This is a genomic window from Phytohabitans sp. LZ39 (genome assembly GCF_059359075.1).
In genome coordinates this window covers 55,388-77,900 of the sequence record NZ_JCADBM010000008.1, presented here as the reverse complement: position 1 = coordinate 77,900, position 22,513 = coordinate 55,388, and the positions used below count along the sequence as shown (strand labels likewise).

Below are 22,513 nucleotides of genomic sequence, written 5' to 3'. Positions count from 1 at the left end.
GGTCACCACGGCAGCTCCGCCCGCAGCACGGTCGGCCCGCCGGCCGGGCTGGCGAGCGTGAGCGTGCCGCCCACCGCGTCGGTGCGGTCGGCGAGCCCGGCCAGCCCGGTGCCGTGCGCCGGGTCGGCGCCGCCCACCCCGTCGTCGCGTACCTCCACCACGAGGCGGTCGCCCTCCAGGTGCCCGGTCACGGACACGGAGGCGGCCCGCGCGTGGCGGGCGGCGTTGGCGAGAGCCTCGGCGACCACGAAGTACGCCGTCGACTCCACCGTGGACGGCGGCCGGCGCGGCAGGTCGAGCGCCACCCGCACCGGTGCCGCCGACCGCTCGGCGAGGTCGGCCACCGCCGCCGCCAGGCCGAGGTCGGTGAGGACCCGCGGGTGGATGCCGCGTACCAGCTCCCGCAGCTCGGCCAGCGCGGACCGGGCCTGGCCGGCGGCCTTGCGCACGAGCGGGCGCGCCGCCTCCGGGTCCTCGTCGAGCTCCAGCTCGACCGCGACGAGCGTCATGCCGAGCTCCAGGAGGCGTTGCTGGGCGCCGTCGTGCAGGTCCCGCTCGATCCGCCGCCGCTCCACCTCGAACGCGTCCACCAGCCGCGCCCGCGACCGTGTCAACGTCCGGACCGCGGCCTCCGCGCCGGGCCCGAGCAGCTGCCGCGCCAGCGCGCCGTGCGCCGCGGCGACCAGACCCACCGTGTACAGGGCGGCGAGCGCGACCGCGAGCACGGCCACGACCGCGAGCGTGGCGACGGCGGCGGCGACCACCACGTCGAGCGTCGCGGTGTCCCCTTCGGACTGTGGCAGCGTCACCGCGCCGAGCAGCAGCAGCGGTGCGAACGCGAGCGCCGTGGCAGCCGCGTCGAGCAGCAGCAGGAGCGTGCCGTGCAGCACAAGGTAGGCCAGCTCGCGCCAGGTGACCGGCTCGGCGTGGCGGGCGCGCAGCCAGGCGACCGCACCGGGCCGGTCGGGCCGGCGGTGCGGGTCGGGGAGCGAGGGACCGCCGAGGAGGGCGAGCCGGCGGCGTTCGAGGGCGACGAGCGGCGCGGTGAGCAGCGGGGCGCCGAAGCCGAGGCCGAGGACCAGCGCGAGCGGCAGCCACACGAGCGTGAGCACGCCGGTGACCGTGCCGGATACCACGTACCCGAGCCCGCGCAGCCTGCCCTTCATGCCCGACACCGTACGCGGTAGGGCTAGCCCCCAGCTGTGGATGCGGGCCTGGGCTCACGCGCCGGCGCCGCGGCGCCGCTTCGATGGAGCACATGGGACCGATCGAATGCCAAGGGCTGCGCAAGCGGTACGGCCGGACGCTCGCCGTGGACGGGCTCACGTTCACCGTCGCGGCGGGCCGGGTCACCGGTTTCGTGGGGCCGAACGGCGCCGGCAAGTCCACCACCATGCGGATGATCCTCGGGCTGGACCGGCCGGACGCCGGCGCCGCGCTGGTCGGCGGCCGCCGCTACCACGAGCTGCGCGCGCCACTGCGCCACGTCGGCGCGCTCCTCGACGCCGGCTCGCCCGACCCCGGCCGGCGGGCCCGCGACCATCTACTGTGGATGGCCCACGCGAACGGCATCCCGCCGGCCCGCGTCGACGAGGTGCTCGAGCTGGTGGGGCTGGCGGCGGTGGCGCGGCGGCGCTTCGGCGGGTTCTCGCTCGGCATGCGGCAGCGGCTCGGCATCGCGGCGGCGCTGCTGGGCGACCCGCCGGTGCTGATGTTCGACGAGCCGGTCAACGGGCTCGACCCCGAGGGCGTGCGGTGGATCCGCGGGCTGCTGCGCGGGCTGGCGGCGCAGGGGCGGGCGGTGTTCGTCTCCAGCCACCTGCTCGCCGAGCTCGCCGGCACCGCCGACCATCTCGTGGTGATCGGGCGGGGTCGGCTGCTCGCCGACACGAGCGTGGCGGCGCTGACCGCCGGCGGCGTCTCGCTGGAGGACGCCTACGTGGCGCTGACCAGCGGCTCTGTCGAGTACACGGCGGGTGCGGCATGAGGCTGCTGCGGTCGGAGCTCACCAAGCTGTGTACGGCGCCGGGCCTGGTGTGGTGCCTGCTCGGGGCGGCCGCGGTCATGCTCGCCCTCCCGCTGCTGGCCTCGGCGGGAAACCCCGGGACCTACGGCCGCGCGGCCTACGTCGACGAGTTTCGCTTCGTGCACCAACCGCTCTCCGGCGACGGTACCCTCACCGCGCGCGTCCGCACGCCGGCCGGCGGCCACCCGTGGGCGATGACCGGGCTGATGGTGAAGGAGCGCGCGGTGCCGGGCGCCCGCTACGCCGCGGTGCTCGTCACGCCGGGCCACGGCACCCGGATGCAGGCAGACTTCACAGTGGACATCGCGGGCGGCGCGGCGGCCTCCTGGTTGCGCCTGGTCCGCACCGGCGCCACCGTCAGCGGGTACGCCTCGGCGGACGGCCACGCCTGGCGGCCGGTGGGCAGCGTGCCGATGGCGGGCCTGGCGCCGACTGTCGAGATCGGACTGTTCGCCACGTCGCCGGGCGCCACCCGCACGGTGGCCACCCGGCCGGTGCTCGTGCCCACCCGGCCCGCGACGGCGGTGTTCGACTCGGTGAGCCTGGGCGGCGCCTGGGTCGGCACGGACGTGGGTGTCCCCGGTGGCCAGTCCACGATGGACACGGCGGAAACCTACGCCGTCACCGCTCAGCCAGGTGACATCGTCGCCCAGGCCGACGACGGCAGCCGGGTGGTGGCGGCCACGGCCGGGACGTTCGCCGGGATGCTGCCGCTGGTGGCGCTGGGCGCGCTGGTGATGACCGCCGAGTACCGCCGGCACATGGTGCGCACCACGTTCGCCGCCAGCCCTCGGCGCGGGCCGGTGCTCGCCGCCAAGGCCGTGGTCGCCGGCGGTGCCTGCTTCGTGGCCGCGCTCGTCGCCACCGCCGGCGCATTGCTGCTCGCCCAGCCGCTGCTGCGGCGCAACGGGTACCGCCCGCCCACCTACCCCGACCCGTCGCTCGGCGACCCGCGGGTGCTGCGGGTCGTGGCCGGCACGGCCGCCGCGGTGGCACTCGTCGCGCTGCTGAGCCTCGGCCTGGGCGCGATCCTGCGGCGCGGCGCGGCCGCCATCGCCGCCGTGGCCACGGTCCTGCTGGTGCCGGCCGCGGTCACCCCGCTGCTGCCGGCCGGCACGGGGATGTGGGTCCAGCGGCTGAGCCCGGTCGCCGGCTTGTCGGTGCAGCAGGTGCGGGAGACCGACGACGTGTTCCTGCTCCCGTGGGCGGGACGCCCGTGGACCGGCCTCGCCGTGCTGGCCGGGTACGCGGCGGCCGCGCTCGCCGTCGCCTACCTGCTGCTGCGGCGGAGGGACGCGTGAGGCTCGCCCGCGCGTGCCACGCCGAGTGGACGAAGCTCCGCACGCTGCCCGCCACGGCCTGGCTCCCGCTGGTCACGGTGGTCGCGACGGCGGGGCTGGGCACGGCCGTCCGCGCCTCCTGCGAGACCGACTGCGACGCGGCCCGCCTCGGCCTTACCGGCGTCTACCTCGGCCAGCTCGCGGTGGTGGCGCTGGCGGTCCTGGCCGCGGCGGGGGAGTGCCGTGCCACGACGCTGACGGCGATCCCGGCCCGCGCGGTGGCGTTCACCGCGAAGGCACTGGCCGTGACCGCCGCGGTCCTGCCGGCGGCACTCGTCGCGGTGGCCGCCTCGACCGTGGCGGGCCCCGACCTGGACGGGCGCACGCTCCGGGCGGGTCTGGGCACCGTCGCGTACCTCGTGCTGATCGCTCTGCTCGCGCTCGGCGTGGCGGCGACCCTCCAGCGGACGGCGGCCGCCCTCAGCACGGTGCTGGGGCTGCTCTACCTCGCGCCGATCGCGACCCAGTTCGTGACCGACGAGCGCTGGCGGACCTGGATCGAGCGCGCCGCCCCCGGCAACCCGCGGGCCGGCCTGGCTGCCCTGGCCGGCTGGACGGCGGCCGCGCTGGCGGCCGGCGCGCTGACGTTCGTCCGCCGCGACGCGGCGCCGAGATGATTCGGTTAATCGTTTGCGGGGTCGCGGCGCGGTGGTTACCGTGGACGGCGATGTGATCCACAGGCACCCCACGCGCCCGCGTCCGAGGCACTGCCCGGCGGGCGGCAGCGTCTATCCCGCGGTGGTGTCCTGTGTCACGTCATCCCCTTGTCGCCCATGATCTCGTCCGCACGTTCGGTGCGCGCCGGGTGCTCGACGGCGTCTCGCTCGTCGCCGCGCCCGGTCACCGCATCGGGCTGATCGGCGAGAACGGTACGGGCAAGACCACCCTCCTGCGCATCCTCGCCGGCGTGGACGAGCCGGACGGGGGCAGCGTCGTGCGCCCGCCGGACCTCGGCTACCTGCACCAGGAGATGCCGTTCGACCTCGGCGCGACCGTGCGTGACGTGGTCGACGACGCGCTGCGTGACGCGCGCGAGGTGCTGGCCGCGCTCGACCGGCTCACCGCCGCGCTCGCGACCGAACCGGCCGGCGCCGGCGACGGCGACCTGCTCAGGGAGTACGGCGAGACGCTCGACCGGGCGCAGGAGACCGACGCCTGGGACGCCGACCGCCGTGCCGGGCTGATGCTGGCCGGGCTGGGCGTGGGCGACATCGCCTACGACCGCACGCTCGGCTCGATCTCCGGTGGGCAACGCGGGCGCCTCGCGCTCGCGGCGCTGCTGATCCGGCGGCCGTCGGCGCTGCTGCTCGATGAGCCGACCAACCATCTCGACGACGCGGCGGCCGCGTTTCTGGAGGAGCAGCTGCGGGGCCTGCCCGGCGTCGTCGTGCTCGCCAGCCACGACCGCACGCTGCTCGACGCGGTCTGCACCGACCTGGTCGACCTCGACCCGGCCGTGGACGGCCCGACCCGGTACGGCGGCGGCTACACGGCCTACCAGGCGGAGAAGCGCGCCGAGCGGGAACGCTGGCAGCGCCGCTTCGCCGAGGAGCAGGAGGAGCTCGGCGAGCTGCGGCACGCGGTCACCGTCACCGCGCACCGGGTGGGGTACGCGCGGCCGCCGAAGGACAAGAACAAGATGTCGTACGGCATGATCGGCAACCGGGTCGAGCAGCAGGTCTCCCGCCGCGTGCGCAACGCCACCCGCCGCCTCCACGAGCTCGAACGCGACCAGGTGCGCAAGCCGCCCGAGCCGTTGCGGTTCCGGGTGTCCACATTGGTCACCGGTGGCGCCGAGGGTTTGCTGGTGTCGGTGCGCGACCTGCGCGTGCCCGGCCGGCTCAGCCTCGACCGCCTCGACCTGCCCGCCGACGACCGGCTGCTGGTCACCGGCGCCAACGGCACCGGAAAGTCCACATTGCTCGCCGTGCTCGCCGGGACGCTCCACGGAACGGGCGAAGTACGGCGGCGGCGCGGGCTGCGGGTGGGGCTGCTGACCCAGGACACGGTGTTCGACCGGCCGGACCGCACCGCGCACGACACGTACGAGCTGGAGCTGGGTCCGGAGCGCGCGGAGGCGGTACCCCTGCGGTCTTTGGGTTTGTTGACCCCGCGCGACGCCGCGCGGCCGGTGGGTGAGCTGTCGGTCGGGCAGCGGCGGCGGTTGGCCTTGGCGCTGCTGGTGGCCGATCCGCCGGAGCTGCTCCTGCTCGACGAGCCGACGAACCACCTGTCGCCGCGGCTCTGCGACGAGCTGGAGGAGGCGTTGGGGACCGGCCCGGGAGCGGTGGTCGTCGCGAGCCACGACCGCTGGCTGCGGGCGCGGTGGCCCGGGCGGCAGCTCGCGCTGGACGGGGTCAGGTCGGCGTAGCGGTCGGTGCGGCCGGCGCCGCCGGCGCGGACGGCATCTCGACCAGGCCGAGCATGACGCCGGCGCCGACGACCAGCGCGGCGACGGAGAGCAGCCAGAAGAGCGCCACACCGATCGGCGGCGGGATCCAGGCGAGCTGCCAGAGCTTGACGACGTCGGATTTCTTGTCCGGCTTCTTGTCCGCCTTCATGGCGCGCCTGATCCGGCGCAGGTCGACGGTGTTCACGACGCCGCCGATGAGCAGGAACCAGACCCAGGTCACGGCGAACAGCTCCCGCAGGCCGTCCGGCGCGTACCGGGCGACGGCCCACAGGGCGACGCCGGTGAGGATCACCGCGATCCGGCCGAACCAGTTGGCGACGCTGAGCAGCAGGAGGAAGAGCAGGACGAGGCTGACCCACAGGACGGCCTCCACCTGTCCCTTCACGAGCAGGAAGCTGCCCAGCAGGCCGAAGGCGGGTGGCCCGGTGTAGCCCGACCAGGCGACCGCGAACTTGGCGAGCCAACTGCCGGGGTGCTCGTACTTGAGCAGGGCGCGCCCACGAGTGAGCTCCACGCCCGTGACCTTGCCGACGAACGACGCGGCGGTGGCGTAGCCGCCCAGGTGGGCCATGGCGATGATGTGGCGGAGTGTCGGCCAGCCGACCGTGGTGATCAGCAGTGCGAGGATGCCGGCCAGCACGACGACCGCCGCCGACGGCGGCTCGTACGCGGCGGCGAGGGGGAGGGTGGCCCGCACCGTCCACACGCTACGAAGAGGCCAGCCGGAATCGTCTCGCCCGAGCGTTCCAGCTGTTCCGTCAGCGGCGGCTGCGGAGACCCTCGACGATCGCGATGGCGGTGACCACCAGCACGCAGAACACCACCGGGACCGCGAGCGTCCACCACCAGCCGTTGACCGCGCCGAGCACGATCGCGACCGGGACGCCGAGCAGCATCGCGAGGAGGCAGGCGACGCCGTAGAGGGGGAGGTCGTCGGGGTTTGAACCCTTGCGCAGCGGCAGCGGCGGAGGAAGGCCGGGCAGGTCGGGATGCGGCTCCGGCAGGTCGGCGAAGATCCGCAGCAGCTCGCCCTGCGTGGTGGTCGCCTTGATCAGCTCCATCCGCCGCTCGTACTCCGCGGAGTCGATCCGCTTCTGTGCGACGTGCTCGGCCAGCGCCTCCTGCGCGGCGGCGAACTCCGGCGTCCCGACGCGCAACGCGAGCCGGGCCGCCGGAGTCTCCTGGAGATCGCTCACGACACCACAGTAGACGCTCAGAAGCCGGTCATGCCGGCACCGAACGGGTACAGGGGATTGCCGTAGCCGGTCGGCACCGGCTGCCCGGCGTCGATCCGCGCGCGGATCTCGTTGCGCTGGGCGGCGGTGGCGCCGAGGTCGTACGGCAGGTCCCACTGCTCGTTGGCGTCGGCGAGCACGTCACCGCCGCCCGGCCGCAGCACCTGGTCGAGGGTGCGCGGCAGCTGCCACGGCAGCTTGCCGCGCGGCTGGTAGTCGCCGAAGAGCAGCCCGGCCGCGGCCGGTCCCATCTCCTCGCCGCCGCGGTAGGTGACGACCACCGCGCCGGCCAGCTCGTGCCACTCGGTGATGACGTACGGGCGCGGCATCACGAGGAGCACGACGACCGGGATGCCCTGCCGCTGGAAGCCCTGGATGACGGCGAGCTGGTCGGCCGGCAGGTACGGCTGTTCCTTCACCCAGCTCGTGGCGTGGGTGTACGAACCCTCGCCGACGGCCACCACCGCCAGCTTCGGCGACGGACCGGTGTCCTGGTACACGTTGACGCCGGCCCGCGCCGCCCGCGCGCGGATCGCCTCGAGGATGTTCTGCGAGCCGTACTCCTGGTGGAAGTAGCTCGTCCATATGCAGCAGGCGCCGGAGTCGGTGGCGCGGGGCCCGGCCACCACGATGTTGTCGCCGGCGTTGAGGCGTACCGGCAGCACGCCGTTGTTGCGCAGCAACGTCATCGACTCCCGCGCCGCCTGGTTGGCGAGGCTCGTGTACTGCGGCGTGTGGAGGCGGTACGGGCCGTTGACCGGGTCGCCGTAAGGGTTTTCGAAGATGCCGAGCTGGAACTTCAGCCGCAGCACCCGGCGCACCGCGTCGTCGATCCTGGCCGCCGGCACGCCCGCCGTGAACGTGCCGATGCTGTACCCGGGCGCGCCCGGGTCGGCGCCGCCCATCACGTCCGAGCCGGCGCGCGCGGCGCCGACCCACGAGCCGGACGGGAGCCAGTCGGTGGTGATGAGGCCGGTGTAGCCGAGGTTTTGCCGCAGGTAGGCGAGGATCGGCGCGCTGTCGCCGGCCCCCGGGCCGCCCGGGTCGAGGTAGGAGCTGCCCGCGTAGCCGGGCATGATGTTGACCGCACCGGCCTCGATCGCGGCCCGGAACGGGATCATGTGGTACTTGATGGTGACGGCGTCGTACACGATCAGCGCCTCGCCGCCCGCACCCTCGCCGGGCCAGTGCTTGACCGTGGCGAGCACCGACGCCGGGTTGAGCTCCGGGCCGCCCTGAAGGCCGGCCACGAGCGCCCGCACCTGCGCGGCCGCGACCTCGGCGCTCTCCCCGTTCCCTTCCTGGATCCGCGGGTACAGCACCTTCGTGCCCACCTCGGCGAGCGGGCCGAGCACGCCGCGGGTGCCCACTTCGAGCTGCTCGCGCCGCTGCATGTCGCCGAGCTTGTAGTCGAGCGGGTAGTCGCGCCCCGCGGCGAGCGCGCTCTGCGTCGGGTAGGCCGTCTTGTACCCGTGGATGGTGTCGCCCGCCGAGACGAACGGGATGCCCAGCCGGGTGCCGCTCGCCCGCAGCAGGTTGGCGTGCAGGTCGGCCGCGTCGGCCGGCCCGAAGTGCCAACCCGACTGGGCGAAGGCCTGCGCGTTGTAGAACATCTGGTAGGCCTTCTCCTCCAGCGTCATCCGCCCGAGCAGGTCGCTGACCCGCGACTCGACCGGCAGCCGCCAGTCCTCGTACGGCTGGATGGCGCCGTCGCGGTTGAGGTCACGCGCGCCGCTCACGATCCCGACGCCGTCGGCGACCGCCTCCAGCGTGGGCACGTAGAGGCTGAACTGGCGGATGTTCGACGTGGCGACGGTGCCGCCGGAGCCGTTGACCGCGACCACGTACCACTTGTAGGTCCACCGGTCGGCGATGTCCCAGGTCGGTGTGTAACTGGTGCCGGTGGGCTCGGCGACCTTCGTGTACAGGTCGACGAGGTTGCCGGACGCGGCGAAGTCGTAGTCGGTCCGGCTGACGTTGAGCCACACCTGGTATCGGGCGGCACCGCCGACGGCGGCCCAGGACAGCGGCGGCCGGCGGGTGTTCGTGACCATCGCCCCGTTGGCCGGCGCGCTGAGCGCGAACTGCCCGGTGGTCGCCGGCGGCCGGGTCGGGCCGGAGAGCATCGGCGGCGTAGTCGCCTGCGTGTCGACCGCACCGAAGACCTGGAACTCCCACAGCGAGTACCCGTAGCCGGTCGCCCGTGCCGTACCGGTCAGCCGGATGTAGCGCCCTGCGCCGGAAACGGCCGGCCGCTCGGTGCCGCCCCGCCCGGCGGTCGTGGCGTATACCTGGGTCCAGGTGGTGCCGTTGGTCGAGGTCTCGATCCGGTACGCGGTCGCGTACGCGGACTCCCAGACGAGCGTCACGCCGGTGATGGTGGCCGCCCCGCCCAGGTCCACTTGGATCCACTGTGGATCGCTGAACTGGCTGGACCACCGGGTGGTGGTGCGGCCGTCAAGCGCCGCGGCCGGTGCGTTGCCGCCCTCCCACGAGGACGCCGTGACGTTCTTGAACTCGGAGATGGGTGTCCCGGTGGACGGGCCGGCCGTCCCGTACACCTGGAACTCCCACAGCGAGTAGCCCCAACCGGTCGCGCGCGCGGTGCCGTACACGCGCACGTACCGGCCGGAGCCGTTGACCGCGAGGGTCTGCGTGCCGCCGGTGCCGGTGGTGGTGGCGTAGATCTGGGTCCAGCTCGTGCCGTCGGTCGACGTCTCGACGCGGAACCCGGTCGCGTACGCCGCCTCCCAGGCGAGGACGACCTGGTCGATGCCGGCGGTCTGGCCGAGGTCCACCTGGATCCACTGTGGATCGCCGAACTGGCTGGACCAGCGGGTGCCCGGGTCGCCGTCGACCGCGAACGGCGCGGCGAGGCCGGCACCCTCGGCGGACGACGCGGTGGCCGGCCGGCCCTGCGAGATCAGCGGGCCGGCCGCGTCCGCCGGGCCCTGCGCGACGGCGACCGCGCCGAGCAGGCCGGCCAGGACCACGGTCAGGGCGGCCGCGAGCGTGCGGCGCGAACGGGCATGGGGGTACTGCGACATGACACCTCCAGGCGTCGGGCGATGGTGGGACACACCGCCCGTGGCGGACCCGCGAAGGGGCCGCCACAGCGCCGAAGAGGCGGTTCTGAGAATCAGGGTCATCGACATCCCTCCACGCGTCAAGGACTGGATTTCCGTAAGGCCCGCCCGGTGCACAGAACATGTGCATAAGACTTGTGCATAGGTTCTGTGCAAGGTACGGTGCCGGTATGGAACCCATCCGGCTCGACAGCAGGCAGCTGCGGGTGCTCGCGCATCCGCTCCGGTCGCGCCTGCTCAGCGCGCTGCGGCTCGACGGTCCGGCGACCGCCACCGGGCTCGCCGCGGCGATCGGCAGCAACACCGGCGCGACCAGCTACCACCTGCGCCAGCTCGCCTCCGTCGGCCTGGTGGAAGAGGACACCGGGCAGGGCCAGGGCCGGGAGCGCTGGTGGCGGGCCGCACACCGCGAGCACGGCTGGGACAGCCGCGACGTCGCCGACGACCCCGACGACCGGGCCGCCGCGACCTGGCTCACGGAGTACCAGGTGCGGGGGTTCACCGAGCTGCTCGTCGACTGGGTGCGCGACCACTACTCGCACCCGCCGGCCTGGCGCGACGCCGCCGAGGTCAGCGACTTCGGGCTCGTGCTGCCGCCCGACCGGCTGCGCGCGCTCAACGACGAGCTGCACGCGGTGATCGAGCGCTACCGGAGCGAGGCCACCGGCGAAGGGGAGCAGGTGCTCGTCTTCATCGCAGGCTTCCCGAGGCTGCCGCGATGAACGCGACCGGCGCCCGCCGGCGCTACATGTTTCTGCACGGCCTGCGCTGGCTCCCGACCGGCCTCATCATCCCGATCCTCGTGCTCCTGCCGCTCGACCGCGGCCTCACGCTCGCCCAGGTCGGCGCCGCCGGCGTCGCGCAGGGCCTCATCGTGCTCATGCTGGAGCTGCCCACCGGCGGGCTCGCCGACGCGATCGGCCGGCGCCCCGTGCTGCTCGCCGCCGGCGTGGTCAACCTCGCCTCGTTCGGGCTCCTCGCGGTCGCCGGCTCCCTGCCGCTGTTCGCCGCGGTCTTCGCGCTTCAAGGCATCTACCGCGCGCTGGACAGCGGCCCGCTCGACGCCTGGTACGTCGACGCCGCCCTGGCCGCCGACCCGGAGGCGGACATCGAGAGCGGCCTCAGCCGCGGTGGCGCCGTCGCCGGTGTCGCCATCGCCGGGGGAGCGCTCGCCAGCGGCGGGCTCGTCGCCCTCGACCCGCTTCCCGGGGTGAACCCGCTCGCCGTGCCGGTGCTGGCCGGGCTCGCCGTGCAGGTGGTCGCGCTGGTCGCGGTCGCGGCGCTGCTGACCGAGGTGCGGCCGGCACGCGGCGCGAGAGCGCTGGCCGCCTCGGTGCGCGAGGTGCCCGGCACGATCCGGGCCGCGTTCGGGCTGCTGCGCCGCTCCCGGATCCTGACGGCGCTCGTCGCGGTGGAGCTGTTCTGGGGCTTCGGCATGATCACGTTCGAGACGCTGCTGCCGGTGCGCCTGACCGAGGTGGTCGACGACGCCGACACCGCCGCCGCGCTGCTCGGCCCCGCCGGCTCGGCCGCCTGGCTCGCGTCCGCGGCCGGTGCGGCGCTGGTGCCGCTGGCCAGCCGCCGGATCGGCGCGCCGTGGACCGGCGCCACCCTCCGCGTGCTCCAGGGCGCCACCGTCGTGGGCATGGCGCTGCTGGCCGGCCCCGCCGGCGTGCTCGCCGCCTACCTGCTCTGCTACGTGGTGCACGGCGCCGCCAACCCGGTGCACATGGGCCTGCTGCACCGCCAGGTCGACGGCCCGTACCGCACGACCGTGCTCTCGCTCAACTCGATGATGGCCCAGCCCGCCGGCGCGCTCGGCCTGCTCGTCCTGACCGCACTCGCCGACGCGACCTCGGTCAGCACGGCGATGCTCGTGGGCGCGGGCGTGCTCGCCGCGGCCGCGCCGCTCTACCTCGTCGCCCGTCGCCCCGCCCCGCCGCGGCCGGCGGCCCGCGAGAAGGACGCTGTCGGTTTGTCGACATAGGACGGTCGCCGGCGGCCCGAATCAGCCTCGCGTCGAGGGCCGCCGCGGGTGGAGACCTTTCGGTTTCTGCCCTCAGGAGACATATTTGCCCGCGCTCGCGTCAGCTGTAGACCGTTTGCTCCCGCGGGCACCGCTCCCGGCCGGCGGCTCGCAGCGCTCGCCGAAACCCCCGGCCGTCCGCTGCCGGGTCCGCGGTGCAAGCCCAGGCTTCGTTCTTGGTTGCGGTTACCTCGGTCTGTTGCCGTCGCCTCGGCGGCGGAAGGGGTGAGGCCGCGCGTTGGGGCCTGGGTCTCGCGGCGGGCTTGTGGCGCGGGGCTGGCAGCGGAGGTCGGGGATTTCGGCGAGCGCTGCGAGCCGCCGACCTGCGCGGTCTCCGGCGGGAGCGGCGGTCCGCCGCTGACGCGGACCCGGGACAAATCTGCCTTGCGGGACGTCACGACGGGGGCCACCCCGACCGGATGGGCCGGGGCTGGTTTCAGGCGGCGTGTGCTGGGTACGGGACGACAGGCCCCTTCATGTCCAAATAGGACTATGGGCCGCTATCCGTTCAATCGCATTGATCGAGAATTAAATCGATGAAGTGCTATTGATGGATCTAATCGGGTGCAATATGGTACGGGTAGAGCCGCGCCAGGCAGCCGGCATAGAGCGATACGGGTCTCGTGGAGGGATCGTTCGCCGAGGGCTACCACAAGGGCACGGGGGGCGCTGGAGTTCGCCCCGCGACGGCCCCGCCGCTGACTGACGCATTGACAGCCGCCCGAGGTCCGGGCCCGGATGGCTGATTTCCGGTGGTGCGCCCGCGGCACGGTTGTCGCGCCCGGTTCGCGGGCCGCCGCCCCCGGGAGGGCCGCAGTGCGCGTGCGCGCGTGGTGCGGTCGTGGGTCCTTCCGGGGTCCGTACGCGACCCCAAGGAGTGTTACGTATGCAGGTCAATCGTCGGTTGCGCCGCGGCCTCGCCGTGGCCGCCGCGTTCACGCTGATGGCGGGTGCCGTCGCCGTCAGCACCGGCTCCGCCAGCGCGTTGGCGCGGGTCGACAACCCGTACGCGGGTGCACAGGTCTACGTCAACCCGGACTGGTCGGCGCAGGCCGCGGCGAGCGGCGGGGCGGCGATCGCCAACCAGCCCACCGCCATCTGGCTGGACCGGATCGAGGCGATCGAGTCGGGTTCCGCCGGGTCCAACACCATGGGCCTGCGGGATCACCTCGACGAGGCGCTGTCCCAGGGCGCCGACCTGATCCAGGTGGTCATCTACAACCTGCCCGGCCGGGACTGCGCCGCGCTCGCCTCCAACGGCCAACTCGGCCCGACGGAGATCGGCCGCTACCAGTCCGAGTACATCGACCCGATCGCCGAGATCATGGGCGATCCGGCCTACGCCAGTCTGCGGATCGTCACGATCATCGAGATCGACTCGCTGCCCAACCTGGTGACCAACGTCAGCCCGCGGGAGACCGCCACGCCCGAGTGCGACGTGATGAAGGCGAACGGCAACTACATCAACGGCGTCGGGTACGCGCTGGCGCAGCTCGGTGCGATCGAGAACGTCTACAACTACATCGACATCGGCCACCACGGCTGGCTCGGGTGGGACGACAACTTCCAGGCCTCGGCCGACGTCTTCCTCCAGGCCGCGAACGCCAACGGCGCCACGCCCGCGGACGTGCACGGTTTCGCCAGCAACGTGGCCAACTACGGCATCCTGGACGAGCCGTTCTTCGACGCGAACACCGTCGTGGGCGGCAAGGTGGTCCGTGAGGGCAACTCGTCGTGGATCGACTGGAATAGGTACGTGGACGAGCTGTCGTACGCCCAGGCGTACCGCAACCTGCTCGCGGGCATGGCGTTCGACGACAACCTCGGCATGCTGATCGACACCTCGCGCAACGGTTGGGGCGGCCCCAACCGGCCCACCAGCGCGAGCACGTCGACCGACCCGGAGACCTTCGTCGAGGAGTCGCGGCTCGACCGCCGTATCCACCTCGGCAACTGGTGCAACCAATCCGGGGCCGGCATCGGCGAGCGGCCGAGGGCTACGCCGGCGTCGGGCATCGACGCGTACGTCTGGATCAAGCCGCCGGGTGAGTCCGACGGCTCCAGCCGGTTCATCGAGAACGACGAGGGCAAGGGCTTCGACCGGATGTGCGACCCCACGTACGAGGGGAACGCGCGCAACCAGTTCAACATGTCGGGCGCCCTGCCGGACGCGCCACTCTCGGGCCACTGGTTCCAGGCCCAGTTCCAGCAGCTGATCGCGAACGCGCATCCGCCGCTGTAACCGGTCGAGGGGCGTCCCTTTCGCGGGGCGCCCCTCTTCGCGTCACCGTCCCTGTAGCGCCCGGACGTTGTCGCCGAACGTCCAGTTGCGCGAACCGTCCCAGTTGATCGACCAGGTCATCAGGCCTTTGAGCTGACCGTTGATCGAACCCCACGCCTGGCTCACCAGGCTGGGCGTCATGTACCCGCCGCCGGCACCCGCCTGGGCCGGCAGGCCGGGCACCTGCTTGTCGTACGGCACCCGGATCGTGGTGCCCTGGATGACCAGGCCGCTGTTGAGGCAGTTGGTCTGCACCGTGAAGCCTTGCACGGTGCCGGCTGAGTACGAGTCGCCGGAGCAGCCGTACATGCTGCCGTTGTAGTACTGCATGTTGAGCCACCACAGCCGGCCGTTGTCCGCGTACTTCTTGACGATCGGCAGGTACGCGCCCCAGATCGAGCCGTAGGTGACGCTCCCCCCGGTCACGTAGGCGGTCTCCGGCGCCATCGTGAGGCCGAAGTTGCCCGGCATCTGGGCGAGCACGCCGTCGATGATGCGGATCAGGTTGGCCTGCGAGGTGGAGAGCTGGTTGATGTTGCCGCTGCCGGTGAGGCCGGTCTCGATGTCGATGTCGATGCCGTCGAAGTTGTACCGCTTGAGGATCGGCACCACCGTGGCGACGAACCGGTCGGCCACAGTGGACGACGACAGGTCGATGCCGGCCGTGGCGCCGCCGATCGACAGCAGGATCGTGAGGCCGGCCGCCTTCGCCGCGCACATCTCGGCCGGCGTGGCCACCTTGACCCCGGCGTCCATGCCGTCCTGCCACAGCACCGTGCCGTCGGAGAGGATCACCGGGAAGGCCGCGTTGATCACGTTGTAGCCGTGCTGGCGGATCCGCGCGTCGGTGATCGGGATCCAGCCCAGCGGCGGGTGCACGCCGTTCGCCGCGCCGTCCCAGTTCTCCCAGTACCCGTGCAGGACCTTGCCCCCGGGCCGCGACTTGACCGCGCAGGTCGAGCCGGTCGGTGTCGGTCCCGGTGTGGTGGGCGTCGGCGAGGCGGTGCGAGTCGGCGTGGGTGTCGGGGAGGCGGTGCGGGTCGGGGTGGGCGAGGGCTGCCCGTCGCATGCGCCGAGGTCGCGCCACAGTGACGGGGTGGCCGCCGGGTTCCAGCCGGCGCCGGGGTGCGCGGTGTGCGTGACCAGGGCCTGGTAGAGCCGGCCGCCGTAGGTCACCTGGCCCCCGGCCGTGTAGGTGTTGCCCTCGGCCCACGCGGGCGCGTTGCAGACCACGAGCAGCTGGGGCGCCGCCCCGACGTTCGGCGCGAGGCCGATCCCGGCGACGACCGCCGCCGCCACCCCTGTCGCCAGGGCCAACACCAAACGCCGAGCGCCCATGAGAACCCCAATCATCGTCGATTGGGCAGGAAGCTTATCAGTTAACTTTGTTCATAGTAAGAGACTTCGGCGGCGCGATCGGGACGCCCGTACCCTGGAACCCGTGCGCCTGGCCACCTTCAACGTCCTGCACGGAAGGTCCCTCGACGACGGGGAGGTGGAGCGGGAGCGATTCGCCGCCGCGGTCGCCGGCCTCGACGCCGACGTGCTCGGCATGCAAGAGGTCGACCGGTCACAGGCGCGCAGCGGCCACCTCGACCTGACCGCGCTCGCGGCGGAGGCGAGCGGCGCCGTCGCGCACCGCTTCGCGCCCGCGCTGATCGGCACGCCGGGCGAGGCGTACCGCCGGCTCGCCCACGACGAGGACGGCGTCGACGAGCCGAGCTTCGGGGTGAGCCTGATCAGCCGCTGGCCGGTGCGGTCCTGGCACGTCACCCGGCTGGCCGGGGCGCCGGTCCGCGCGCCGATCATGGCGGCCGGACCGCCGCGGGGAAACGGGCTGGTGCCCGCCGGGCGGTTCATGTGGCTGCACGACGAGCCGCGGGTCGTCCTCGCCGCGGTGATCGAGGGACCGGACGGTCCGTTCACCGTCGCGAGCACCCACCTTTCGTTCGTGCCCGCGTGGAACGCCGGCCAGCTGCGCCTGGCGATCCGGGCACTGCGCCGGCTCCCGTCGCCGCGGGTGCTGCTCGGCGACCTCAACATGCCGGCCCGCGCGGCGGCCCTTGTCTCCGGGTGGCGGCCGCTCGCCCGGGTCGCGACGTATCCCGCCTGGCAGCCGCGGGTGCAGCTGGACCACGTGCTGCTCGACCGCCGTGGGGGAGCGCGGTGGTCGGCCGAGGGAGCCGCCGAGACGCCGCTGGTGCCCTTCTCCGACCACCGGCCGCTGGTCGTGGAGATGACCGCCGGGCCGCCCCCACGACGGCCCGGCACCAACGCTCGCTGAGCGTATACCTCCAGTTCGGACAGTGGTGCCCGTGGCCGCCTACGGCCGCTCGCGCAAAGGCTTGTAGCTCGTCTGGAAGAGCTTGACGCCCAGCTTGCCGAGCACGAGGTTGCGCAGCGGTGTGGGCAGCGAGCGGCTGCGGTCGCGGCGGTGCGTCTGCGCGCGCACCCACTCGGTGCGCGGCCGGCGCCGCTCCTCGAACGCCCGCAGCGCGCCGGCGATCGTGCCCGCGGCGGTCAGGCAGTCGGCCAGCACCAGCGCGTCTTCGAGGGCCATCGCGGCGCCCTCGGCCATGTTGGGCGAGGTGGCGTGCGCGGCGTCGCCGACCAGCAGCGTCGTGCCGCGCGACCAGCGGGGGAGGGAGACCTCCTCGACCGGCCCGCTCTGCATGCCCTCCTCGGCGGCGTCGAGGACCGTGGGCACGGGCTCCGCGAACCCGGCCAGCAGCTCGCGCGGCGGCACCCGCGGCGCGTCGAGCGGCCCGTCGCAGTAGACGTAGACGAGGCCGTCGCCGATCGGGATGGTGAGGAACGCGGAGCCGCGCCCCACCATCACCGACCACACAGGACCCGTCCCGGGCCAGCGGGCGAGAAAGCGCCGCGCGAACTGCCCGGTGGGACGGGCGGCGGCACCCGCACCGAAGATCAACCGCCGGACCGAAGAGTGCACGCCGTCGGCGCCGAGCACGAGATCGTACCCCTGGCGCGTGCCGTCGCTGAGCGTGACCCGCACGTGGTCGTCGGTGTCCACGATGGACTCGACCGTGCCACCCCAGCGGATCGGCACGTCCTTGGCGCCGGCGAGCAGCACCTGGTGCAGGTCGGCGTGGTGCAACGCCAGGCACGGCCCCACCCCGCGCCAGACGTCCGCCACCGCCAGGTCCATCAGCGACCGGCCCCGGTGGTCGCTGACGCGCTGGCGCTGGATCTCCACCGCCCGCGCGGCCACCTGCGTCGCGAGCCCCAGGTCGTCGAGCGCGCGGATCGCGTTTCCCGGCAGGTAGATGCCGGCACCGTCGACCCGCGCGGTCGGGCTCCGCTCGACCAACTCGACGTCCGCCCCCCAGGCCCGCAACGTGCGGGCGGCCGCCAAGCCGGCGATCCCCGCCCCCACCACGAGCACCCGAACTCCGTTCCCCCGCATGCCGGAAACTCTAGGCCGCGGACCTTCCGGATTCCTTATCGGTCACCCACAGATCGCCTTGTCCACGAACGCCTCGACGGCGTCGTCGGGATCACCGCGGAAGGCCGGCGTGATCGCGACCGTGACCTGGTAGCGCCCGTCCAGCGAGGAGAAGGAGTAGGCCTGGTAGGCCATGGCGTCGCCGTCGTTGCCGTACACGGTGATCCCGCACGGAGTGTCCCGCCAGGCCAGCCCGAGCCCGTACTTCTTGGTCTCGGTGCCCGGCGTCTTCATCTCGTCGAGCAGGCGGTCCGGCAGCAGACGCCCCCCGAGCAGCGCGGCGAAGAAGCGGTTGAGATCCCTCGTCGTGGAGATCATCTCGCCGCCCGCGCCCATCACCGACGGGTTCATCTCGGTGTAGTCGAGCAGCCGCGCCGGGCTGCCCGGCGGCGCCGGCACGTAGCCGCGCGGATGCGGCCCCCGAATCCACGGCGACGCACCCGGCAACGAGGTGCCGCGCAACGTCAACGGCCGGATGATCCGCCGCTCGATCTCCTCGCCGTACGACCGGCCGGTCACCGCCGTGATGATCTGGCCGAGCAGCACGTAGCCGGTGTTCGAGTACGAGTAGGCCGCACCCGGCGGCTCGAAGGTCGGCGGGTTGGCCAGCGCCCGCGCGACCAGCTCCTCCGCGGTCCAGGTGCGCCACCGGTTGTCGTAGAACTCCGCCGCGGGCGGCATCGGCAGCGTACGCAACACGTCGTACAACCCGCTGGTGTGGTTGAGCAGGTGGCGCACGGTGACCCGGCGCCCGTCCGGGACCACCCCGGGCAGCCACGCCTCGACCGGGTCGTCCAGCCGCAGCCGCCCCGCGTCGACAAGCTGAAGGACGACCGTCGCCAGGAACGTCTTCGTGATGCTGCCCGCCCGAAACCGCCCGTCGACCGGAACCGCCCGCGCCGTGCCCAGCGCGGCGACCCCGCTGCCGCCCCGCCACACACGCCGCCCGTCGCGCACCTCCGCCAACGCACCCACCGCATGGGCGGCCACGACGCCGTCCAACTCTCTCCGCAACTCATCCTTCGGCTCGGCGGCGGCGGCGGTCGGCGCCGCGACCACCGCCAACGCCGCCGTCGCGGTCACCAATGCCTGACGTACACGCTTCATCCGCAACCCCCGTAAACAGTCGGTCAAGATCGAGCCTCACGGACCCGGCGCGTCAGACCCATCCGGGATCGCCCTGGGTTCACCCCCGCTTCCGACTCGGGGTTCTGGACCCGCATTTTTTGCCCCTGTCCGTGTCACCTGCGGACCGTATGCGCGGGGCCGCCGGGGGAACGTGGAGCGAAGCGGAGCGTTTTCTTGGGGTGCTTTCCCGCGGGCACCGCTCCGGTCGGCGGCCAGCTTGGCGCTCGCCGAAATCCCCCGACCTCCGCTGCCCGCTGGCCACTGTCGGTGACGCATCGTCGGCGGGCTCAGGTAAGAAGTTTTCAGATCTAGGACAGTTAGGGTCGATATGGCGCCTAAACTCTCCAAGATCTCGAATCTTGGGCCGTGCACATGGGCGGCGGCGGTTACTCAGGGCGACGAAGCCCTGTTTCGATCTTCTGCCGCCTGTCGGCAACAGGCATTGTGGACAAACACCGCTGCATCCGCCGAGGCAAAAGGGGTGACCGCAAGCAACAGCGGACGGGTGAGGCCGCGGGAGCAGCGGCATGGACCACGACGGACATCGCGGTAGCTCGAATCTGCTTGTCGAAGCGAGCGCTCGGCCAGACCTGCACCGACCGGCCCGAGCCGCGGCGAGGGTGTGGCTTTGTGAGAGCGAAGTGAAAGCGCCCGACGCTACGATCGCGGCGCACCCGGACGGGCGGCGGGTGGCCTTGGTGACGGGGGTTGATCGTGTGAGCATCCGACAGTCGCCGGTCGTTGCCGCTCTGGGGCAGATTGTGGTGACGGGGCTGGTGGCGACGGTGCTCGCGCCGTTCGCGATGCTGCTCGCGTTGGCGGCGGTGATGGCGTTCGCGCCGCTGGTGGTCGTCCACATCTTTCTGGTCCTGCTGGCGCTCTTCGGGGTCGGGGCCGCCACCAAGGACGGCTCGCCGCTCACCGCTACGCCTGGCCCGCGGGTGGTCTGGACGCTGCTCGTCGTGCTGGGCGGCGTCGGCCTGGCCGCCCTCGGCTGGGTCAGCCTGCGCGACTCCGAGCTTGTCCCGGTGGGTGACCTGCGGGTCGGGTTGCCGCTCGTGGGTGTCGCGTTCGCGCTGGTGGCGGCGGTGCTGACCCGGCCGTGGGCGGTGCGGATCGCCGGTGGCGTGCTCATCCTCGCCGTCGTGGTCGTCTTCTCGGCCGGCTAGGGACCGTCGGGGCGGTCGCCGGTGCGCCAGGCGGCGCCGTGGCGGCAGATGTGGATCCAGGCCAGGCCCTCGGGGTCGCCGACCGCGCGGAGGTCGGGTTCGCCCTCGTCGCGGTGGCGGACGGCCTCGGCGTACTCGGCGCGGGCCAGGGCGGTGGCGGCCAGGTACATCAACGCGAAGCCGGCCTGGCCGCGGTCGCCGGCCGCCCTCGCCTGGCGTACCGACTCCTCCAGCACCCGCACCGCCCTCGGGTGGTCGCCGGCGTAGAACGCGGCCAGGCCCGACGTGGTCAGCGCGCGGGCGGCGCCGGCTCCGTCGCCGGCCTCGCGGCTCAGCCGGGCCGACTCCTCCGCGGCGGCGGCCGCCGCCGGCAGGTCGCCCTGGATCGTGGCGAGGCCGGCGGCGCTGTCGAGTGCGCGGGCGCGGACCAGCTCGGGCACGCCGGCGTCGAGGGCGAGGGCGCGGGCGAGCCACGCGCGGCCTTCGCGAGGCGCTGTGCGGGCTCGTCCAGCAGGTCGTAGCTCCAGTCGATGACGGCGCGGAGCGTCTGGTGGCGGGGCGAGGCGGTGCGGCTGCCGTGGGTGAGCAGGCGGAAGCGGTCGTCGAGGCGGGCGGCGATCCGGTCGACGCCCAGCGCGGGCACGACCGCGGCGGCCAGCTCGATCGCGAGGGGGAGGCCGTCGAGGCGCTGGCAGATCTGGGCGAGCGCGCCGGCCGTCGCCCCGGTGAGGGCGAAGCTCGGCTCCCCCAGCGGTTACCCGTTCCACAGTCTGCCAGCCCACGTGGGCACGCTCCCGCGACGCCGCTGTGCCACCAGGTGGGAAATCGATGTCCGAAAATACCCTTTCTATCGACTTGTGCGAATACCTGCGGCTTGTCCGCCCGGTGATCGGGCTGCTTAGTTCGGAAAAACTCCCCCCACGATCCGGTGTGTGCGCACCGGGGTCAGGAGGCCTCATGACGAGACGACTGCTCGCCTTCGCCGTCACCGGTGCCATGCTGGTGCTCGCCGCCGTCGGCGTGGCGGCGCCGGCCGGTGCCGAGCCGCTGGAGAGCGGCCCGTGGACCGCCTACTCGCCGTCCTTCACGGTGCAGGAGCGGGGCTGCGGCGTGGTCAACGGGCTGACCTTCCAGCTCACCTGCTCGACCGCGAGCGGTGACCAGCGGGCCGAGCGCCGGTACGCCACGTACAGCACGGGCGTCCGCCAGTTCGAGGGCTACTTCCGGATCACCAGCATGCCGGGTACGCGGATCAGCCTGAAGCAGACGTTCGGTCCCAGCGGACCCTTCTTCATGCTGGCGGTGGAGCGCGGTGGCCGGCTGTACGCGGTGCACGGCGGCACCACCCTCGCGACCGGCGCCACCGTCGGTGCCACGGTGCGGGTCAACACCGTGCACAACACCGGCAACGGCGCGCACCGCACGTACATCAACGGCTCCAACCGGCATTCCCAGACCGGCGGGAGCGGCGGCTACTACGACAAGTTCGGCGCGTACCGGACCAACAGCGGCGCCGGGCCGGCCACGGTCGTGTGGAGCGGTATCCAGTTCTGGCAGAAGTAGACCCGCGCGGCCGTCCCGGGCGGGGGACGGCCGCACCCGCTACGGAGGCGACGTGAAGGCACTACCGCTCGTCCTGGCCCTCTGCGCGGCCGGCTGCGCCGCGACACCGTCCACTTCGGAGCCGGCCGCCGCGGTCCGGTTGGAGGCCACGCTCACCACCCCGGTCGACGTCCGTCTGGAGTGGACCGGCGCGGCGCCGGGCACGACCGGGCAGATCGTGGAGTTCGCGACCGCGCCCGAGGGACCGTGGACGATCCTGCGGTTCCTGCCGGCGACGCGGCGCGGGTACGACCACCCCGACCTGATGCCGCGGACCCCGTTCTACTACCGCGTGCGCGCGCTGCACGGCCCCGCCTCGGCGCCGGTCGACGTGCGGTTCGCGGACGTACCGTACCCGGAAACGACCGATGTGGACGTCGCCTGGGCCGACCCGCGGCGCCGACCCGGCACGGCGGCCGGTGGCCACGCCCTGCGCGGCGGTGACCCGGCGGCCGCGCCGGCGGCCTTGGCGGCGCGGGTGATGAGCCACGACGCCGTGCTCTTCACGTGGCGGGACAACGCCGCGGACGAGGACGGCTACCTCGTGGAGGTACGCCCGGAGGGCGCCGCCGAGTGGGACGTGGCGATGATGCTCGACCCGGACGTGACGTCGGTCGGGCTGACCGCGCTGCCGCGGGAGCGGCGGGCGGCGTTCCGGGTGCGCGTCTACTACCACGGCGCCAGCTCCAACGTGGTCCACCGCACCACCGGCGAGGGCCGCTAGTGCGGTGGCCTCACCCG

18 protein-coding genes and 1 pseudogene are annotated in these 22,513 nt (G+C 73.3%); 11 read left to right on the top strand and 8 right to left on the bottom strand.

What is annotated here, in order from left to right; all coding sequences use genetic code 11:
* Positions 1-2 precede the first annotated feature (2 nt).
* Complete coding sequence (locus AC5L36_RS17400) at positions 3-1,166, bottom strand: sensor histidine kinase (protein WP_441217207.1); 1,164 nt, start codon at positions 1,164-1,166, stop codon at positions 3-5.
* A 92-nt stretch (positions 1,167-1,258) separates the two neighbouring features.
* Here AC5L36_RS17400 and AC5L36_RS17395 point away from each other — a divergent pair, with 92 nt between their 5' ends.
* From AC5L36_RS17395 to AC5L36_RS17380, 4 genes are all read left to right on the top strand, one after another.
* Positions 1,259-1,987: an ABC transporter ATP-binding protein gene (locus tag AC5L36_RS17395; protein ID WP_441217205.1), complete on the top strand. Its 729-nt coding sequence runs from the start codon at positions 1,259-1,261 to the stop codon at positions 1,985-1,987.
* On the top strand, positions 1,984-3,327 hold the full coding sequence (locus AC5L36_RS17390; RefSeq protein ID WP_441217204.1) for a DUF1349 domain-containing protein: 1,344 nt from the start codon (positions 1,984-1,986) through the stop codon (positions 3,325-3,327). Before AC5L36_RS17395 ends, AC5L36_RS17390 begins: the two co-directional genes overlap by 4 nt.
* Positions 3,324-3,983, top strand: coding sequence for an ABC transporter permease (locus tag AC5L36_RS17385; protein ID WP_441217203.1), 660 nt, complete (start codon positions 3,324-3,326; stop codon positions 3,981-3,983). Before AC5L36_RS17390 ends, AC5L36_RS17385 begins: the two co-directional genes overlap by 4 nt.
* Before the next feature lie 131 nt (positions 3,984-4,114).
* Positions 4,115-5,737 carry an ABC-F family ATP-binding cassette domain-containing protein gene (locus AC5L36_RS17380; RefSeq protein WP_441217202.1) on the top strand — a complete coding sequence of 541 codons (1,623 nt, stop codon included), beginning with the start codon at positions 4,115-4,117 and terminating at the stop codon, positions 5,735-5,737.
* On the opposite strand, the gene AC5L36_RS17375 is transcribed toward AC5L36_RS17380, so the two are convergent.
* From AC5L36_RS17375 to AC5L36_RS17365, 3 genes are all read right to left on the bottom strand, one after another.
* Positions 5,724-6,476 (bottom strand): M50 family metallopeptidase, encoded by a 753-nt coding sequence (locus AC5L36_RS17375; RefSeq protein WP_441217201.1) that lies wholly within the window; start codon positions 6,474-6,476, stop codon positions 5,724-5,726. The two genes, AC5L36_RS17380 and AC5L36_RS17375, sit on opposite strands and share 14 nt — an antisense overlap.
* A 61-nt stretch (positions 6,477-6,537) precedes the next feature.
* Positions 6,538-6,975 carry a DUF1707 SHOCT-like domain-containing protein gene (locus AC5L36_RS17370; protein ID WP_441217200.1) on the bottom strand — a complete coding sequence of 146 codons (438 nt, stop codon included), beginning with the start codon at positions 6,973-6,975 and terminating at the stop codon, positions 6,538-6,540.
* A gap of 17 nt (positions 6,976-6,992) precedes the next feature.
* Positions 6,993-10,061, bottom strand: a complete 3,069-nt coding sequence (locus AC5L36_RS17365; protein WP_441217199.1) for a discoidin domain-containing protein — start codon at positions 10,059-10,061, stop codon at positions 6,993-6,995.
* A 209-nt stretch (positions 10,062-10,270) separates the two neighbouring features.
* Between AC5L36_RS17365 and AC5L36_RS17360 the strand changes: the two genes are divergently transcribed.
* From AC5L36_RS17360 to AC5L36_RS17350, 3 genes and pseudogenes are all read left to right on the top strand, one after another.
* Positions 10,271-10,822 (top strand): ArsR/SmtB family transcription factor, encoded by a 552-nt coding sequence (locus AC5L36_RS17360; RefSeq protein WP_441217198.1) that lies wholly within the window; start codon positions 10,271-10,273, stop codon positions 10,820-10,822.
* Positions 10,819-12,087, top strand: coding sequence for an MFS transporter (locus AC5L36_RS17355; RefSeq protein WP_441217197.1), 1,269 nt, complete (start codon positions 10,819-10,821; stop codon positions 12,085-12,087). Before AC5L36_RS17360 ends, AC5L36_RS17355 begins: the two co-directional genes overlap by 4 nt.
* A gap of 1,027 nt (positions 12,088-13,114) precedes the next feature.
* A pseudogene (locus tag AC5L36_RS17350) lies at positions 13,115-14,368 on the top strand (glycoside hydrolase family 6 protein); the annotation flags it as partial.
* Positions 14,369-14,410: 42 nt separating this feature from the next.
* On the opposite strand, the gene AC5L36_RS17345 reads toward AC5L36_RS17350, so the two are convergent.
* Positions 14,411-15,745, bottom strand: a complete 1,335-nt coding sequence (locus AC5L36_RS17345; RefSeq protein WP_441217196.1) for a carbohydrate-binding protein — start codon at positions 15,743-15,745, stop codon at positions 14,411-14,413.
* Positions 15,746-15,848: 103 nt separating this feature from the next.
* Here AC5L36_RS17345 and AC5L36_RS17340 point away from each other — a divergent pair, with 103 nt between their 5' ends.
* Entirely contained in the window at positions 15,849-16,691 is an 843-nt protein-coding gene (locus AC5L36_RS17340; RefSeq protein WP_441217195.1) for an endonuclease/exonuclease/phosphatase family protein, read from the top strand.
* 39 nt (positions 16,692-16,730) lie between these two features.
* Here the strand turns inward: AC5L36_RS17340 and AC5L36_RS17335 are convergent, their stop codons facing one another.
* Together AC5L36_RS17335 and AC5L36_RS17330 are read right to left on the bottom strand one after the other, a co-directional pair.
* Positions 16,731-17,834, bottom strand: a complete 1,104-nt coding sequence (locus tag AC5L36_RS17335; protein WP_441217194.1) for an FAD-dependent monooxygenase — start codon at positions 17,832-17,834, stop codon at positions 16,731-16,733.
* A 42-nt stretch (positions 17,835-17,876) separates the two neighbouring features.
* Positions 17,877-18,980 carry a serine hydrolase domain-containing protein gene (locus AC5L36_RS17330; protein WP_441217193.1) on the bottom strand — a complete coding sequence of 368 codons (1,104 nt, stop codon included), beginning with the start codon at positions 18,978-18,980 and terminating at the stop codon, positions 17,877-17,879.
* A gap of 737 nt (positions 18,981-19,717) precedes the next feature.
* Here AC5L36_RS17330 and AC5L36_RS17325 point away from each other — a divergent pair.
* Positions 19,718-20,170 (top strand): hypothetical protein, encoded by a 453-nt coding sequence (locus AC5L36_RS17325; protein WP_441217192.1) that lies wholly within the window; start codon positions 19,718-19,720, stop codon positions 20,168-20,170.
* On the opposite strand, the gene AC5L36_RS17320 is transcribed toward AC5L36_RS17325, so the two are convergent.
* Entirely contained in the window at positions 20,167-20,610 is a 444-nt protein-coding gene (locus AC5L36_RS17320) for a hypothetical protein (protein ID WP_441217191.1), read from the bottom strand. The two genes, AC5L36_RS17325 and AC5L36_RS17320, sit on opposite strands and share 4 nt — an antisense overlap.
* A 517-nt stretch (positions 20,611-21,127) precedes the next feature.
* On the opposite strand from AC5L36_RS17320, the gene AC5L36_RS17315 reads away from it, so the two are divergent.
* Positions 21,128-21,733: a hypothetical protein gene (locus AC5L36_RS17315; protein ID WP_441217190.1), complete on the top strand. Its 606-nt coding sequence runs from the start codon at positions 21,128-21,130 to the stop codon at positions 21,731-21,733.
* A gap of 52 nt (positions 21,734-21,785) precedes the next feature.
* Complete coding sequence (locus AC5L36_RS17310) at positions 21,786-22,496, top strand: hypothetical protein (RefSeq protein WP_441217189.1); 711 nt, start codon at positions 21,786-21,788, stop codon at positions 22,494-22,496.
* Positions 22,497-22,513: the final 17 nt, after the last annotated feature.

Excerpts from the sequence above, each read along its gene's own strand:
- AC5L36_RS17390 (WP_441217204.1), top strand. The coding sequence starts at position 1,984 with ATGAGGCTGCTGCGGTCGGAGCTCACCAAGCTGTGTACGGCGCCGGGC.
- AC5L36_RS17355 (WP_441217197.1), top strand. The coding sequence starts at position 10,819 with ATGAACGCGACCGGCGCCCGCCGGCGCTACATGTTTCTGCACGGCCTG.
- AC5L36_RS17400 (WP_441217207.1), bottom strand. The coding sequence starts at position 1,166 with ATGAAGGGCAGGCTGCGCGGGCTCGGGTACGTGGTATCCGGCACGGTC.
- AC5L36_RS17315 (WP_441217190.1), top strand. The coding sequence starts at position 21,128 with ATGACGAGACGACTGCTCGCCTTCGCCGTCACCGGTGCCATGCTGGTG.
- AC5L36_RS17360 (WP_441217198.1), top strand. The coding sequence starts at position 10,271 with ATGGAACCCATCCGGCTCGACAGCAGGCAGCTGCGGGTGCTCGCGCAT.
- AC5L36_RS17345 (WP_441217196.1), bottom strand. The coding sequence starts at position 15,745 with ATGGGCGCTCGGCGTTTGGTGTTGGCCCTGGCGACAGGGGTGGCGGCG.
- AC5L36_RS17365 (WP_441217199.1), bottom strand. The coding sequence starts at position 10,061 with ATGTCGCAGTACCCCCATGCCCGTTCGCGCCGCACGCTCGCGGCCGCC.
- AC5L36_RS17330 (WP_441217193.1), bottom strand. The coding sequence starts at position 18,980 with ATGAAGCGTGTACGTCAGGCATTGGTGACCGCGACGGCGGCGTTGGCG.
- AC5L36_RS17335 (WP_441217194.1), bottom strand. The coding sequence starts at position 17,834 with ATGCGGGGGAACGGAGTTCGGGTGCTCGTGGTGGGGGCGGGGATCGCC.
- AC5L36_RS17395 (WP_441217205.1), top strand. The coding sequence starts at position 1,259 with ATGGGACCGATCGAATGCCAAGGGCTGCGCAAGCGGTACGGCCGGACG.